The following is a 900-nucleotide window of genomic DNA, read 5'->3' on the forward strand; positions in this document are numbered from 1 at the left end:
GGCGTACGCCGCCGATACGGTCAAGATCGGCCTAGTCGTCAAATCGCTTGGCAACGGCTTCTTTGAAGCGGCCAACAAGGGTGCACAGGAAGCTGCTAAAGAGCTCGGCGGCGTTGAGGTCATCTACACCGGTCCGACGTCGACGACGGCGGAAGGCCAGATCGAGGTCATCAACGCGCTGATCGCGCAGAACGTCAATGCAATTGCAATTTCCGCCAATGACCCCGACGCTGTCATCCCGGCGCTGAAGAAGGCCATGGCGCGCGGGATCAAGGTCATTTCGTGGGATTCCGCGGTTGCCAAGGATGGCCGCATCATGCACCTCAATCCATCGTCGAATGAATTGATCGGCAAGATGTGCCTGCAGCTCGCCGCCGACCATCTGAAGGATGGCAAGGGCGATTTCGCCATTCTTTCCGCGACGACCACCTCGACCAACCAGAACACCTGGATCGAGGAGATGAAGAAGCAGCTGCCGAATTTCCCGGGGCTCAATCTCGTGACGACTGTCTATGGTGACGACCTTTCCGACAAGAGCTACCGCGAAGCACAGGGCCTGCTGACCTCGCAGCCGAATGTGAAAGTCATCGTCGCCCCGACGACGGTGGGAGTCCTTGCCGCATCGCAGGCCGTGGCCGATGCCAAGAAGATCGGCGACGTCTATGTAACAGGTCTTGGCCTTCCTTCTGAAATGGCCGGCGCGATCAAGTCTGGTGCGACCAAGGAATTCGCCATCTGGAATCCGATCGACCTCGGCTATTCGGCAACCGAGATCGCCTACCGCCTTGTCAAAGGTGAGACGGATGGTGCTCCTGGTAGCGAAATTGAAGCCGGACGCATGGGCAAGATCAAGGTCGGCGACAATGGCGAAGCAGCCATGGCTGATCCCTTCGTTTACGA

General features: G+C 58.4%; 1 protein-coding gene. It reads left to right on the top strand.

All coding sequences use genetic code 11. The features are described from left to right. A partial coding sequence (rhaS, locus tag ACXJ5O_RS28450) for a rhamnose ABC transporter substrate-binding protein (protein ID WP_457302834.1) occupies positions 1 to 900 on the top strand: 900 nt, incomplete at both ends.

This window comes from Phyllobacterium sp. P5_D12 (genome assembly GCF_054049495.1).